Annotated in this window: 11 protein-coding genes and 1 tRNA gene; 2 read left to right on the forward strand and 10 right to left on the reverse strand. The window is 63.5% G+C overall.

Features of this window, described 5'->3' with window-relative positions; genetic code table 11:
- Position 1: 1 nt before the first annotated feature.
- From V5B39_RS04050 to V5B39_RS04075, 6 genes are all read right to left on the reverse strand, one after another.
- A complete protein-coding gene (locus tag V5B39_RS04050; RefSeq protein ID WP_332341644.1) occupies positions 2-991 on the reverse strand; it encodes an AAA family ATPase in 990 nt (329 codons plus the stop codon).
- Between the two features lie 10 nt (positions 992-1,001).
- Positions 1,002-2,138 (reverse strand): DUF4350 domain-containing protein, encoded by a 1,137-nt coding sequence (locus V5B39_RS04055; RefSeq protein ID WP_332341645.1) that lies wholly within the window; start codon positions 2,136-2,138, stop codon positions 1,002-1,004.
- Positions 2,135-3,610 (reverse strand): hypothetical protein, encoded by a 1,476-nt coding sequence (locus V5B39_RS04060; RefSeq protein WP_332341646.1) that lies wholly within the window; start codon positions 3,608-3,610, stop codon positions 2,135-2,137. Before V5B39_RS04060 ends, V5B39_RS04055 begins: the two co-directional genes overlap by 4 nt.
- Positions 3,600-4,586, reverse strand: a complete 987-nt coding sequence (locus V5B39_RS04065; RefSeq protein WP_332341647.1) for a stage II sporulation protein M — start codon at positions 4,584-4,586, stop codon at positions 3,600-3,602. Before V5B39_RS04065 ends, V5B39_RS04060 begins: the two co-directional genes overlap by 11 nt.
- Before the next feature lie 14 nt (positions 4,587-4,600).
- Positions 4,601-5,332, reverse strand: coding sequence for a S1 family peptidase (locus tag V5B39_RS04070; protein WP_332341648.1), 732 nt, complete (start codon positions 5,330-5,332; stop codon positions 4,601-4,603).
- Between the two features lie 155 nt (positions 5,333-5,487).
- Positions 5,488-5,628, reverse strand: coding sequence for a hypothetical protein (locus V5B39_RS04075; RefSeq protein WP_332341649.1), 141 nt, complete (start codon positions 5,626-5,628; stop codon positions 5,488-5,490).
- Between the two features lie 359 nt (positions 5,629-5,987).
- On the opposite strand from V5B39_RS04075, the gene V5B39_RS04080 reads away from it, so the two are divergent.
- A complete protein-coding gene (locus V5B39_RS04080; protein WP_332341650.1) occupies positions 5,988-8,159 on the forward strand; it encodes a hypothetical protein in 2,172 nt (723 codons plus the stop codon).
- A gap of 252 nt (positions 8,160-8,411) precedes the next feature.
- On the opposite strand, the gene V5B39_RS04085 is transcribed toward V5B39_RS04080, so the two are convergent.
- The 3 genes from V5B39_RS04085 to V5B39_RS04095 form a co-directional block, all read right to left on the reverse strand.
- The gene (locus V5B39_RS04085; protein WP_332341651.1) at positions 8,412-9,347 is read right to left on the reverse strand and encodes an ADP-ribosylglycohydrolase family protein; all 936 of its coding nucleotides are present in this window, start codon (positions 9,345-9,347) and stop codon (positions 8,412-8,414) included.
- A 150-nt stretch (positions 9,348-9,497) separates the two neighbouring features.
- On the reverse strand, positions 9,498-10,133 hold the full coding sequence (locus V5B39_RS04090; protein ID WP_332341652.1) for an indolepyruvate oxidoreductase subunit beta: 636 nt from the start codon (positions 10,131-10,133) through the stop codon (positions 9,498-9,500).
- Positions 10,126-12,036: a thiamine pyrophosphate-dependent enzyme gene (locus V5B39_RS04095; protein WP_332341653.1), complete on the reverse strand. Its 1,911-nt coding sequence runs from the start codon at positions 12,034-12,036 to the stop codon at positions 10,126-10,128. Before V5B39_RS04095 ends, V5B39_RS04090 begins: the two co-directional genes overlap by 8 nt.
- 321 nt (positions 12,037-12,357) lie before the next feature.
- Here V5B39_RS04095 and V5B39_RS04100 point away from each other — a divergent pair.
- Positions 12,358-12,432 (forward strand) — tRNA-Val (locus tag V5B39_RS04100).
- Between the two features lie 67 nt (positions 12,433-12,499).
- Here V5B39_RS04100 and V5B39_RS04105 read toward each other — a convergent pair.
- Complete coding sequence (locus V5B39_RS04105) at positions 12,500-13,951, reverse strand: metallophosphoesterase (RefSeq protein ID WP_332341720.1); 1,452 nt, start codon at positions 13,949-13,951, stop codon at positions 12,500-12,502.
- Positions 13,952-13,954: the final 3 nt, after the last annotated feature.

The raw sequence follows: 13,954 nt of genomic DNA on the forward strand, positions 1-13,954 counted from the left end.
GTCAGGCCCGCGGCGCCGGCACGCGTTCGAGCAGCGCGCACAGCACATCATCGGCGCTGAGTCCTTCGATTTCGGTCTCGGCGGCCGGCGTCACGCGGTGGCGCAGCGCCGGCAGCGCCACCGCCTTGATGTCGTCGGGCGTGGCGAAACCCCGCCCGGCCATCAGTGCTCGCGCCCGCGCTGCCCGCACCAGCGCGATCGGGCCGCGCGGACCGGCGCCACTGGCCAGCCCCGGCGTTTCGCGACTGGCGCGAACGATGGCCACGGCATAGGCGACGACACGCTCGTCGACGACGACATGCGCCGTCCATTGCTGCAGCCCGACCACCGTTGCCGGCTGGATCAGCGTGGCCACGGTTTCGACGTCGAGGTCGCCACCGGTCTTCGCTCTCGTCACCTGCCGGGTCAATGCCACCTCTTCTTCTTCACTCGGGTAATCGATGCGAATCTTGAACAGAAAACGGTCGAGCTGCGCTTCCGGCAAGGGGTAAGTGCCCTCCTGTTCGATCGGATTCTGGGTCGCCAGGACCATGAACGGGCGAGGCAAGGGTGAACTGTTCCCTTCCAGCGTGACCTGTTTCTCCTGCATCGCTTCGAGCAGTGCCGACTGCGTTTTGGCGGGCGCCCGGTTGATCTCGTCGGCGAGCAAGAGATGCGTGAACACCGGCCCCTGGCGGGTGACGAAGCGGGCGGTGGCCGCATCGAACAGCGTGTGACCGACCACATCGGAGGGCATCAGGTCGGGAGTGAACTGGATGCGTCGGGTCTGACCGCCGAAGGTTCTGGCCAGGACTTTCACCAGCAGCGTCTTGCCGAGGCCGGGAACGCCCTCGATGAGCACATGTGCATCGGCCAGCAAACCGATCAGCACTTCGTCGATGACCGCCTGCTGGCCAATCACCGCCTTGGCCATTTCGGCGCGCAGCGCGCTCAGCAGTTGTCGTGCCTGTTGCAGTTTTTCTGCCGGCAGAACCGGCGCGGGAGTATTCATGGCAAGGCTCTCAGAGCTGACGTTCGAGGTCGCGCAGGGTGCGCAGGGCATCGGTAAAGGCGTGCGGGGTCTCGACCCGGCCATCGAGGGCGGCGGCGATGCGCGCCGCTGGCAAGCCGGAGCGTGCTGCCAGTGCGCTGACCTGTAGCGTGGTCGAACATGCAGCGATGCCCGGCTGGCGCAGCGCGAGGCGGCTGCGAAAATGCTCGCGCGTGGGGACCAGCAGCGTCGCCAGCGCACCCGACCGCCACAGGTAGCGAGCGACAGCCGCCAGGTGTTCGCGCAGTTCGCGGCGCGCCGGCGGCATCTCCGGCTGTACGCTCCCGAAGCGCGGAACGATGCGCCATAGCCAGAGGACGAGCAGCGTTGCCGCGGCGATGCACGCAGCCCCGGCATTCTCCAGCAGCCAGTCGAACAGGGTCGGCATCTGTAGCCGCGACAGCAGCAGAACCTGTGGCTGCGGCGAGCGGTCATGCGCGCTGAGCAGCGTCCAGTAGAGTTCGGCATGGTCCATCGCGCCGATGCGCTGGTTGCTCCATTGCGAGTCAAGCTCGCTGGCGATCGTCAGGTGCCCGCGACCGAGGTTGAAATGCAGGATCTGTTTGCCACCTCCCTCTGTACGCTCGCCAGTCGACCAGTCCGGTTGCCGCCCGCCGGCCTCGAGGCCTGGCCATCTGGCGTCGACCCGCAGTGGTCGGAGCGCGCCCGGCGGCGTCACTTCAAGCACGTGCTGCCGCTCGCGCGGCGCTTCCGGCGGCGGCTCGAGGTGCCGCACCCCGAAGTGGTCGAGGAGCGGATCGGCGACGCCAGGACGCTCGGCAACGGCGATCAGATAGCCGCCGTCCTCGACCCAGGCGAGCAGGCGATGCAAGCGCTCGGGCGGAAGCCGATGTGCGCGCTGGCGATCGAGAAACAGCGTACCGCCCGCCGGCAGCCGATCGATGATGCGCGCGTCCGGTCGCCGTGTCAGTTGGCCACCCATGCGCGCGGTGAACCGTTCGAGTGCCAGATAAGGATTACGCCGGGCTTCGGCCTGTGGCGCTTCGCGGTAGGTGACCGGCACCCGTTCGAGATGGCTGATCAGCCAGCCGGTGGATAGCGCCAGCATGACGAAGGCACCGATCGATGCCATGCGGCGGTGTGTCATGACCGTGCCGCCGGCTTGCCGAACAGGAGATCCCAGCCCGCCAGCAGTTCTTCGACCTGCTCGACTGGAATTGACAGGCGACCATAGGCTGCCATCTGCCAGGTCTCGACGATCGCCTTGAAACGGCGGTCGAGCGCATCGGGGAGACGCCCGGCGATGCGGTGCAGGCAGTCGTTTTCGGTGTCTCCAGAGGCAAAGTCGATTTGCCGCTGCTGCATCAGGGCGACCAGCGCACCACGGTAGAGCAGGCTCAGGGCCTCGACAGTGTCGCCCCGATCCAGCGCCGCATGTGCCGCCGCCGCCACGTCTGCCGGCAGGGAATCGGGACGCAGGTCGAGACCGAACAGGAACTCCGGTGCCATCGGTGCAGTGCGCACGCGCAATCCAGCCTGCCGATAGCGCAGCACCAGAAATATCGCCGCCGCCAGAGCAAGACCGGCGAAGATCCAGAGCAGGCTCCTGAGCAACTGGGCAAGGATCTCGATGGCTTGCAAGAACCCCGTGATCCAGTCGCCCGGATGGTCATCGAGCGGGTCGGCAGGCGAACTCGACTGCCGCCAGCGCCAACGCCAGTCGTCCTTGACCTGACCGAAAACCGGATCGGCGAGCACTGCGTCGATCGCCTGCCTGGCCATACTGGGTGGCCTTTCTTCGGCATGTGCCGGCGTCGCCGGGGACACCGCCAGGGCGAAAAAAATCACCAGCAGCGATGTCGCGACGGCCCTCGGAGACTGTCGCTCGGCAAGACGTCGGAATGCAAGTTCGATGTCCCAGCCTTCGAGTTCGCTGCGCCGGTTCAGGTAGAGCGAAAACCCCGAGGCGACATAGAGCGGCTCGACTACCGTTTCAGCGAGCATGAACATCAGATTGCCGGCGAAATACCCGACCGTCGATCGGTCGCCGCCGAACCATTGCCAGGGCGACAGATCCTGCCCATCTCCCGGCACCAGCGCGAGCAGCACGAGCACGATCGAAACCAGAAGAATCGTTGACATGTTGGCGCAAAAGAAAGTCAGCCAGACGGCCTGGCCCCGGCAGCGTCTCGACAACAGCCGGAAACGCACCTGCGCGCCTGCGCCGGTTTGTTGCTCGAGTTGCCATACCGGCAACAGCAGTGAGCGCGCCAGGCTGCAGCGGCGCAGCGTCAGGCCGGAGAAAACGCCCGGCCCGCGCAACAGCCGCGGCAGTTCGCGCAGCAGATCGCGCACACGGCACTCGTCGCCAAAAACCGAACGGCTGAAGACGAACAGCAGCACCCGGTCGAACAGCGGCTTCAGCCACCAAAGCACGAGTATCGCGTATTCAGGCCACGGCCACATGACCAACAGAATGACCATGCCGGCCGGCCAGTAGGTCGCGAACCAGGCACGGTAGACCCGCGCGGCCCAGTGGCGCAACAGCGCACGCCCGAGATCCAGCGCCTCCCAGGGGCTGCGCCGGCGCAGCCTGACGGCGATCTGCTCAAGTCGCACGGGATCGGCGTCCGGCCAGCAGCAGATAGGCGCTGATGAGCAGCCAGAAAGCGCCGCCAACCGCGATCTTGATCGCCAGCGGAACGCCACGCAGAGGCGACCAGAAAGCCTCGATGAACGCGGCCAGGAAGGTCAATGCCGCAGCTCCATAGAGCAGCTTCACCGCGACGCGGCCGTTCTCCTGCAGGGCTGCCAGGCGCGTCCGGCGCCCTGGCGCCAGCAGCGCCATCCCGAGTTTGAGTCCGGCAGCGCCGGCGAGCGCCGCACCGGTCAATTCACAAGCGCTGTGCCCGGCGACAAAGCCCCAGAACGTGTCGACCAGGCCGACCTGCGTCAGATGGCCGGCAATCGCCCCGATGTAGAAGCCGTTGTAGAGCAGGTAGAAGACCGAGCCCAGACCGAAGGCGATGCCACCGGCAAAGGACTGAAAATCGATGCGCACATTGTTGGCAATGTAGAAAGCCCACATTGCCCATTCACTCGACGCCGCGCGTGGACGGCCCAGGTGCGGGGCCGCCGGCGAGTACATCTCCTCGATCTCTCTGACGGTATCCGGTGAGAGCAGCAGGAAAGCCGCATCGGGCCAGACCTGAATGGCCAGCAGCATCGCCAGCATTGGCCCCAGCAGGAGCAGCATCGCGGCGACAACGACCCGCCATTCACTGCGCACCAGCAACGGCAGATCGCCGGCGAAGAAACGGCGCAAGGCATTGCCTTCGGGCCTGGCGGCCCCATAGATGCGCTGATGGACGGCCAGCACGCGCCGTTGCAGCTCCTCGGCCAGCGCTGCCGAGTAATTCCGGTCGCGCACCAGCGCCAGGTCATGGCACAGGCGGCGGAAGCGCTGCGGCAAGCTGACAGGGTCGATCGCAAGCCCCTCCGGCATGGCAGCGACCGGCCGCTTCGCCGGAGCCAGCCAACGCTCCCAGGCTTGCCATTCCGCCTGCCGGCGAGCGATGTATTGGCGTTCCTTCATCAGGCAGCACGCAATCAGTGAGCGGTCAGCGTCATCAGGATGTCGGCGTACCAGGCGCAATTGAGACCCAGCGCTTCATCAAGCTTGCGGTCGCGGCTGCCGACGTCGAGCCGCGCCGAATGGATGCCGAGCAGCAGCCACGGCAGATCGCCACGCGCCGAGTCCTGACCATAGGTGCGCATGACCACAGCCGCGCCGCTGGTGCCACGGTGAGTGCGCGCATCGGTCAGGAAGTACCCTTCACCCTTGAAGCGCAGGCCGAATGACGACGACAGCACCGCTTGCCGCACCACCGGCATGTGGTGCAGGGTGTCATGGAAGCCGAGCGGAAAACCGACCACCAGCAGCGAGCTGCCGACCTCGACGGCGTCGCCGCGGCCGGGCAGATGCCCTGGCGTGAAGGCGCGATAGAGCGTCGCGGCCGGCAGGGCGCTGCGGTCGATCTCGATCACCGCCACGTCGATGTCCCCAGCCGTATCCAGGCCCTGCCGCCAGAGGCTTTTTCCCCCGTTGTACAGCGGAATCGAAAATCCCGTTGATTCGGCCAGGTTGTTCGGGTCGATATGCAGCTCGATCTCGATGCGGCTGGGAAAATGCCGGCTCGGCTCGTCGAGCAGGACATGCCGGCTGGTCACCAGAAACAGCCGCGGGCCACGTGCGAAGAAAAAACCACTCGCGTTGGTCAGTAGCCGCTGCTGCCCGAAAGTGCAGATGCGCGCAGCGGTGAGCAGAATCGTGTCAAGCATGGAACATGAAACCTGGCATCGGGAAAAGAAACAGGGGGTTGCCTGCGGGGATGCCGGTCTTGCCGCCATCCATGCAGGACATGAGGGGTCGGGTTATGCTGCGCTAACCCGATTTACGCGCCTGCACGCCACGCGTGACGCGCCTTCGGCGAGGCCTACTTCTGGTTCTCGCCTTCCGGGCTGACCGGCGCAGCATCCTGCTTCGGAGCATCGCCAAGTACCGTTTTCAGCGGGCAGATCGAAAACGCCGGGCATTTTTTGCAACCGGCAACCATGGCGATCGGGCACAAAGTCATGGCGACTCTCCTTCAGGGTGGGAACCGTTCCTAGCATACAACGCTTTAAGTCGCGCAGGTCGGGTTGACACAGCCATCAGGGGCTCCCCGAATTCGCAAGTGCGCGTGATGTTTTTTTGGGCCATCATTTTTCCTGACCTGCTTCCTGTTCCCCGGCATTCGTTGCGCAAGACAGGGATGGATTGCAATACTGTTGCGAGGGGGATGGTCGTCGTTCGTGTGCCCTGCGCCACCTGGCTATGCTATGTTCTGCTGACCGATTCTGAACAACAGAAGTGTTCGCTGCCGAGAGAGGTCCGTCTATGAAAAGGCGATTTGATTGGATTGGGCAGGCATGTTCATCGAAGGCCTGTTGGACGGTGTTGCGGGGGCGTTCGCTGCTGGCAGTGGCGACCTGTCTGCTGACCCTTGCAGCATCGCACGCTGCCGACCGGCCTGTTTCGCCATGGGGAATCAGTTGTGGAGACGGGCGGGTCGATGTCGTTCTGGATGACTTCGATACGCCGTGGGACCATTGCTGTACGGCCGATGGGTCGATTCCCGTGCCGACGTTGCGTATGGTTGCGGGCTGCAACGGCACGGCCCTGGCCGTGGATTACGACCTGCGCAATGTCGCCCCTGCCGGCAGCCGGAATGCCGGGCAAAGCTGGATCGTGTTGCAGAGGACCCTGGCTCAGGCGCGCGATCTCAGCCGATACACCCACCTGCGGCTGGCGATGCGCGGCTCCAACCTGCGCGCGCATGACACGGTCGAAGTGAAGCTCAAGGACGCGAGCGGCCTGGTTGCTGTCGCCCTGAAAAGCATGACCGACCTGCCGGTGTGGAGAACCCTCTACCTCGACTTGCGGGAATTGACCTCGGATCGAGCGATCAACCTGAGCAGAGTGACGGGTTTCGAGATTGCCATCGTCCGTTGCGCCGGCTGCGAAGTCGCGGACAATCCGTCGAATGACCCAGGTACCGAAGAGCATGCCGGAACCCTCTACCTCGACGAGTTTGCGGCTGTCGACCTGAAACCGGGTGGGGCCCACCGTTTGCCCGCCGCCAGCGGTTTTGCGACGGTCTCTCGGAACGCGGCGGTGCGCAGCAAAGCCGCCAATGCGCTGCTGGCGCAGGTTGCGCCGTCCGCAGCGGGCAAGGATCTGCTGCCCGCGTGGTTTCCCGAGACGACCCCCAACTTCAACAGCTACGCCCAGGCCGAAGCGCTCCTGGTATTCGTTTACGAGTATCAGTACACGGGCAAGACGGCTTTCCTCGAAGCCGCGAGAAAACTGGCGGCCCGGCTGATCGCCTTGCAGATTCCCGCCGGCAGGGTGCAGGCAGGGGCCTGGTACTCGATGTATGTTTCGCAGACCGGCGTGCTCAGGGGGCCCGATCGCGCGTCGCAACCGATTCCCTGCGATGGCCATGAAACGCTGATACAGGACATCGATACCTGTGAATGGGCCGGCAACGTCGGATGGGTGCTGATTGCGCTCAACAAACTGCGCAACAGTGGTCTGTACGCGGATACCGTCGCGCTCGACAACGCGATCGATCGCGGGGCCGCGTGGCTGATCGGCCAATTTGGCCGCCATCCGGCGTATCCGAACCTGATTTCGTTGGGTGTCGAAGGAAACATCTCGGCTTACTTCGGCCTGCTCGCCGCAGGACGTTCGCAGGAAGCAGCGCGGCTTGGCAGTGCCATTTTCCAGTTCGGCTGGGATGCCGTCCAGCGACGCATGAAACCCGGCGTTCTGCCGGCTGATGCGGCCAGCGCGATCGACGTCAGCGGCAGTTGGGGAGCGACCTTTCTGCGCGCGATCGGCAAGACCGAGGAAGCCCTGGACTCGCAGGCTTACGCCGCTTCGATCCTGCGCGTCAGTTCGTTCGACGCAACGCACCATGGGTACGGCGACATCGCCGGACCCTATACGCCTGCCGTCGAGTTTTCCGCACAGGCCGTGGCTGCCGGCATCCCCGATGCGGATTTCGTCCTGCAGCAGCTTTCCTCGCTGCAGATTCCGTCCACGGCCAGCTACGCGGGCGCCTTCCCAGGCGCGCAGGATCATTGGTATGGCGGTCCCTTGACGCCATGGAATACGACGATGGCCGGTGTTTCGCCAACCGCGTGGGTGTATTTCGCACAGTATCGCGATCCCCTCATCGATCTGCTGCAGCCGGCTCTGTCGCTGTCGGTCAGTCCTGCGACGGTGGGCGCCGGAGCCACGGTCACGCTATCGGCGCGCGTGACTCCGGGGACGACATCGGCCAGCGGCGACGTTTATATCGCGCTGCAAGTCCCTGGAGGGTGCTCAGCGACTTTCTGCAAGACGCTATTCTGGCTGGGGGAGTCGAACTTCGTCACGACTGTGCAGCCGCTGCTGCGCAGTTGGCCGATCAGTCCGTTTGCTGGACCGATCTTCAGTTACACTTTCAACGGCAGCGAACCGGCCGGCACCTACCGCTGGCTGGGCGCCTTCGTCGAACCGGGGACGCCGCTCAAACCGATCTCCGACATCACGCAACCGTCATTCGAGTTTCGACCCTGAGGGTGCTTTGACAAAGATGCGCGTCTCCTGCAACAGGCCAGCAGTAAAGATCCACCCTCTACGCAGTTGCCGGGATGGCGGGATGGCGGGATGGCGGGGAAAGCGGGAAGTTCGAGGCCCTTGCGGGCAGCTTCGATGACGGTGCCGAGATAGCGCCAGGCGCATGCCTCGCGGCGGCGGCAGGTTTATCAGACCTTCCCTCTCCGGCATTGCGTCGGTTCGTTGTTGAGTCGCCACATTATGACATAAAAATTACTGCTGGGGAAAATGTTGAGAGGGTGAATCTTTACTGGCCGGCAGCAGTTTCTCGGCCATCCTGCCGATCATTTCGCCCATGGCCAGTTTTTTCAGCCATTCCTGTGGAATCCCGGCCTCGCCGTAGAAGGCGCCAGCAATCTGCCCGGTAATCGCCGCGGTGGTATCGGCGTCATCACCGAGATTGGTCGCCATCAGCACAGCATCACGGTAGTTTCCGGTCTGTTGGAAACACCACAGGCTCGCTTCGAGGCTCTCGACCACATAGCCGCTGCCCTTGATCTGGGGGCGCGACTTGGCGCGGTAGTCACCGGCAGCGATCATCGCGAGCTTCGGTGGTAACGCACCCGCGTGCTCGGGCGCGGCGAGAACCGCCTCCTTGTCGGCGCCGTTCAGCGCGCGCACCAGCATTTCGCCGAACAACCGGCTGGCGGCGATACATTCCTCGGCGCCATGCGTGGTGCGCGATTGCTCGCCGCAATACTGCACGGCCAACTTGATGTCGTCGAGGTAACGGATCGGCACTGGTGCCAGGCGCATGATGCAACCGTTCCCGGCGCTGTGCGGGTCGGTCGAGCCGCACAGCGGATTGCCGTAGCGCTGGAACTGCCGCAGAGCCTGGCTGACGGTACCGCCGATATCGAAGCAGCGGCCGTTGCTGCTCATATAGCCGTTCTGCGCCCAGTCCTGATAACGGAGCATCTGGTCCTGGGGATCGAACCCCCTGGCCACCAGGCTGGCGCCGAGGCACAAGGCCATCGATGTGTCATCCGTAAACTCTCCGGGATTGAGCCGGAACGGCCCGCCACCGACCATGTCGGTGACTTCCGGGAAGCTGTCGCGACGGCGGAATTCGACAACGGTGCCCACGGCATCGCCAGTCGCCAGTCCCAGCAGCGCACCGCGTGCGCGATCGATTCGATCTGTATTCATTCTTGCTCCCCGTGTATTGGTCGGCCTACCGGGTTCAGGAAGACACCCACCTGTTCTGTTGCCCCATGATTTTGGCGTCGGCCGTGGACTTGAACTCCACGGTCGGGTCTTCGTTCAGGGCCAGCCACACGAGAACACTGGCGCCAAGCATCAGGCGGCGTCGGCCTCGGCTTTCGCCGCCGCTTCGGTGGCTGCGCGACCGGCGGCGAAAGCGCGCTGGTTGAGTTCGACGAGTGCCGCTTTCTTGTGCGCAAAACGCTGGAGGATGCAGCCCTCGAGGACCTCGGCCGGAAAGGGCAGGTAGTCCGAGATGGCGCCGAGCATGACCGTATTGCCCAGCCGGATGTCGCCGAGTTCCTGGGCAATCTGTGAAGCGTCGAAGGAGAAGACCTGTGTTCCGGCGGCACGCATTGCGGTCACCGGATCGTCCGGGTAATCGTAGAGACCCAGCTCGACGATCGGGGGCACCAAGCGGCCGGAGTTCATCAGCACCAACCCGTCGGGACGCAGCATGTGGCGCCAGCGCATCGCTTCGGCGGCTTCGAAACCCAGCAGGACATCGGCGGTGCCGGGCGTGATCTGCGGCGACAACACCTTTGCACCAAAGCGCAGGTGCGACGAGACCACGCCGCCGCGCTGCGCCATGCCGGCGACTTCGGTTTTCTTGACATCATGGCCGAGCGCGATCGCCGCTTCGGCAAGGATCTCGGTGGCGGTCATCACCCCTTGGCCACCGGTGCCGACGACGAGAATGTTGGTGGTGGTGAAGCGGTTCGTTTCAGACATCTTGAGGAGATCCCGCCAGCTCGCTGCCCTTCCTGACGACCTTGATCGGCGTCGCCAGGGCATCGACATGCACGATCGCATCGGGTGCACAGGGCTGGAGGCACAGGCCGCAGCCGGTACAGGCAGCACTTTCGATGCGCACGAAAGCGAGATCGACTTCGCGTCCGCTGGCCTTCCTGACCCGGTCTCGACGCGTGACATGGATTGCCGGGCAACCGACATCGACACAGTTGCCGCAACCCGTGCACTTGTCGTCGATCACCCGGTATGGCCTGAGTGCGTGGTAGTCCTTGATCAGTACACAGGGCTGGTTGGTGATGATGACCGAGGGCTCGGGAATTTTTGTCTCTGCACGCAGGGTCCGCAGCAACACCGGCAATTGGTAGGCATCGAGCACATGCACACGTTCTGCCCGTACTCCGAGGGCCTTGACCAGCGTGGCGAAATCGACGCGCGGAGCTTCTGCGCCATGGATGTCGCGGCCACTGCCGGGATTGTCCTGCCCGCCGGTCATGCCGATGGCTCGGTTGTCGAGTAACAGGACGGTGACGTTGCCACGGTTGTAGACGATGTCCAGCAGGCCCTGCATGCCCATGTGCAGGAAGGTCGAATCGCCGATCACGGCCACGATCTTCTGGTCCTTCTCGACCTCGCTGCGCCCTTTGTCGAGGCCCAGCGCCATGCCCATCGAAGCGCCCATCGAGATGCACACGTCGAGCGCGTTCCATGGTTGGCCGAAGCCCAGCGTGTAGCAGCCGATGTCGCCCGAAATGGTGACATTGCGCAACTGCGAAAGCGTGTAGTAGACACCCAGGTGCGGGCATGCGACGCACATCGTCGGCGGTCGGGGAAAGACCCTCATCGGCACCGCCTTTGCCTGTTCGGATACCGGCTTGCCAAGCAGGCGGGCGACTGCCGGCTTAAGCACCTGCGGCGACAGTTCACCGATCAGCGGCAGAAAATCCTTGCCGCTGACGATTATTCCCTGCGCCTTGAGTTCGGTCTCGATCAGGGGCTCGACCTCTTCGACGACCAGCAGTTGTTCGCACTCAAGAGCGAAGCGGCGCAGAAGGTCAAAAGGCAGCGGGAAGGTGAAGCCAAGTTTGCAAACCGGCGCGTCGGGGAAGCTCTCGCGCACATGCATGTAGGCCGGACCGGAGGTGATGAAGCCGACGCGGCGATCGCTGCCCGGTTCAATGACGTTGAGCGCGGAGTTTTCGGCCTCGGCGCGCAACCGGCGTTCGCGTTCGAACATCAGCGGCAGACGCCGACTGGCACCGCTCGGCACCATCACCCAGCGGTTGACGTCCTTGGTAAACCCGGCGACCGCACGTTCATTGCGCTCACCCATGCTGACCAGTCCTTTGACGTGACAGATGCGGGTCGTCAGACGCAGGATCACGGGGACCTCAAAGCGCTCCGAGAGTTCGAAGGCGGCCAGCGTGAAATCATGCGCTTCCTGCGAGTCGGCCGGTTCGAGCAGGGGGACATGCGCAAAACGGCCCCAGTAGCGCGAATCCTGTTCGTTCTGCGACGACGAGAGTCCAACGTCGTCGGCGATCGCGATCACCAGACCCGCCGTGACGCCGGTCAGCGTCATTGTCATCAGGGCATCGGAAGCGACGTTCATGCCGACATGCTTCATCGCACAGAAGCTGCGCGAACCCGCCATGGTGGCGCCGAAGGCCACTTCGAGAGACACTTTCTCGTTGACCGACCACTCGGTGTAGATATCCGGATACGTCGCCACATATTCGAGCATCTCGGTCGCAGGGGTTCCCGGATAGGCTGCCGCCACCCGTACCCCGGCCTCCCACACGGCCCGCGCCACCGCTTCGTTGCCCGACATCAGCCGCCGCCTGGTTGCCTCGGGTGGGGAGGATATTGCTGCTGCGATGCTCATTGCTTCTTTCTCCTTGCATAGAAAACATTCCCGGGAACAGCCTAAACCTTAGCAGCTCAAGGGGCCGTTCGGGGTGACCTAGATCAATTATTATGATGCGCATCGCGATTCCGGGTGTTCTGCCGAGCGGTGTGATGGACATGAAATCACTTCCGATCGGATTGACCGGGCTACCGACTTGTGATGTAATCCGGCTTCCTGTCGATACGCTAGACGGTTCCGGAATCTGATCGTCTCGATCCGTGTAGCGACAGCTGACTCCTGCTGCGGCCTGAGTGGTCAAGCGGAGTGGTCAAGATCTCGCGATGCCTTCATCGCTCTGGGCGATTAACTCAGTGGTAGAGTGCCACCTTCACACGGTGGAAGTCAGTGGTTCGAACCCACTATCGCCCACCAGAAAAACCAGATTAGATCATCGGTGGCGCGGCGGCATGCAGCGCCTGAGACGGCCAGCCTTCGTTGCTCAGTCCGGCGCCGGGTCGAGCGCATTGATGATCGGCGTCAATGCGTCGACCGGGTAGCGCAAGGGAACCATGGTGTCGCCGATGCGGGTGAAGACGCCGACCTGATCGGGATTGGCGCTGAACAGCACATGGTGGTTGGCAATGCCATCGACGTTGAGCCACAAGGTATTCTCACGGTCGATCGGTGTATGGCCAACGATCAAGGGAGTTTCCGGGCTCACTCGCAGGCATTGGCGAAAGCGTTTGACATCGCGTCGGTGATAGCCCTGTGGCCGGTTCGACCGCTGCAGGCGGTTGTTGATCAACTCGATGATCAGCCTCGGATGACGATGGATTTGCACCAGCATCTCGGTGTCGACCTTGCTCGTTGGCGGGGCCGCATGACAGGCGACGAAATCGTCGGAGGCCACCACGTAAGGCAACAACCGGTAGAACTCCTCCATGGCCTTCAGGTAGGCCGCCCCGCGTCGTTCACCGAGTTCCCTGGCCCACAGCAGGCCCTGTGGAATGCCGTCCTTGGACATATCCTCGGAAAACGAATCATGGTTGCCGCGAACATAGAACACCTGTTCCGGAAAGCGCCGCTTGAGCCGGAAAATGAGATCCATCATCAGCATCGAACTCTCCATCTCCCGCAACTGCCCGTCGATTTCGGAATGTACCGCATCGCCGATAATCACCAGCGCGGCGGTGCCTTGCTCGAGCGCGTCGAGAAAAGCATTCTGGCTCAGGATCGTCAACAGGTTGTCGATCTGGGCATGCATGTCGGCGACGATAATCGGCGTGAGCTTCGACGGCAACAGCAGCAATCCACCCGGTAAACCCCGCTCATCGATCGGACGATAAATCTCTTTCCGCAATAGCCGATTGACCTCTTCGATGAGTTGCATCGCCTCATCCTTGGGTAATAGCGCGATCGGACCACCGAAGATCTCGCGTAGCCGCCGCCAGAGTCTCTCGCGAAGCCAGCCGTCTTCTGCAGGAGCGGGTCCGATTCGCGTGCCGGCGTCACTCAAATTACGAAAAACCAGCGCATCGCGTCCGTGGATCAGGACCAGGTGCTCTTCATCGACAGCCGCCGGGTAATCGAATAGCGCTTTCTGGAGCATGTCTGCCGAACCCAGCGACAACCAACTCTTCGGCGTCAGGCGCAGAAAACCACTGATCCGGCGACGATGGACGCTGGGATCGACGAGGATGAAGTTGCCCAGTCTGACCGGCTCGCCACGCGCGTTGAGACGCGTCTCAGGGTAGAGATGCAGGCGTTTGTCGTTGAGACCAAGCGAGATCTCGATCGGCAGACCACCAAGGGGAACCCGCACCTTGCTGCTCCCCAGTCGGTACGAGTCGCCGAGCCGGAGGTCACGCCCCCAGCCGAAGCCCAGTCTGGCAACAACCCCTTTTAGCCACGCCAACAAGCTCGACAGCCTGAACGAGCGCCGGGCAGCCATTGT

Source organism: Accumulibacter sp. (assembly GCF_036625275.1).
Taxonomy (GTDB): domain Bacteria; phylum Pseudomonadota; class Gammaproteobacteria; order Burkholderiales; family Rhodocyclaceae; genus Accumulibacter.

What these genes read in the sequence shown, in the direction of transcription:
- V5B39_RS04050 (WP_332341644.1), bottom strand. Translation starts at nt 991, where the DNA reads ATGAATACTCCCGCGCCGGTTCTGCCGGCAGAAAAACTGCAACAGGCA.
- V5B39_RS04055 (WP_332341645.1), bottom strand. Translation starts at nt 2,138, where the DNA reads ATGACACACCGCCGCATGGCATCGATCGGTGCCTTCGTCATGCTGGCG.
- V5B39_RS04065 (WP_332341647.1), bottom strand. Translation starts at nt 4,586, where the DNA reads ATGAAGGAACGCCAATACATCGCTCGCCGGCAGGCGGAATGGCAAGCC.
- V5B39_RS04070 (WP_332341648.1), bottom strand. Translation starts at nt 5,332, where the DNA reads ATGCTTGACACGATTCTGCTCACCGCTGCGCGCATCTGCACTTTCGGG.
- V5B39_RS04075 (WP_332341649.1), bottom strand. Translation starts at nt 5,628, where the DNA reads ATGACTTTGTGCCCGATCGCCATGGTTGCCGGTTGCAAAAAATGCCCG.
- V5B39_RS04085 (WP_332341651.1), bottom strand. Translation starts at nt 9,347, where the DNA reads ATGAATACAGATCGAATCGATCGCGCACGCGGTGCGCTGCTGGGACTG.
- V5B39_RS04090 (WP_332341652.1), bottom strand. Translation starts at nt 10,133, where the DNA reads ATGTCTGAAACGAACCGCTTCACCACCACCAACATTCTCGTCGTCGGC.
- V5B39_RS04095 (WP_332341653.1), bottom strand. Translation starts at nt 12,036, where the DNA reads ATGAGCATCGCAGCAGCAATATCCTCCCCACCCGAGGCAACCAGGCGG.
- V5B39_RS04105 (WP_332341720.1), bottom strand. Translation starts at nt 13,951, where the DNA reads ATGGCTGCCCGGCGCTCGTTCAGGCTGTCGAGCTTGTTGGCGTGGCTA.